General features: G+C 48.4%; 1 protein-coding gene. It reads left to right on the top strand.

Annotation, left to right across the window (positions count from 1 at the left end; genetic code table 11):
- The coding region (locus FTW16_RS17720) for an insulinase family protein (protein ID WP_186728089.1) at positions 1-341 on the top strand (341 nt) is incomplete at both ends.

Here is a 341-nt window from a genome sequence, read left to right as displayed (position 1 = left end):
ATCGTGGTTTACTACCAATGTGCTGATATTTCACCTAAAAATATTGCGCTGTATTCATTGGCCAACCATTTGATGTCAGCCACCTTCTTCCATGAGATTCGTACCAAGCAGCAGCTAGGCTATATGGTCGGCACTGGCAATATGCCGCTCAACCGACATCCAGGTATTGTGTTGTACGTGCAATCACCAAATGCCGCTCCGGCAGACTTGTTAGCCTCTATAGATGAGTTCCTCAATGCCTTTTACATGGTGCTGCTGGAGCTTAACGACTATCAATGGCACAGCAGTAAACGCGGGCTCTGGAATCAGATTTCAACGCCAGATACCACCTTGCGCGGGCG

The organism is Vibrio sp. T20, from assembly GCF_007858795.1.
Classification (GTDB): Bacteria; Pseudomonadota; Gammaproteobacteria; order Enterobacterales; family Vibrionaceae; genus Vibrio; species Vibrio satsumensis.
Note: the sequence above shows the minus strand (reverse complement) of the source record. Positions and strands in the feature narration are given on the sequence as shown.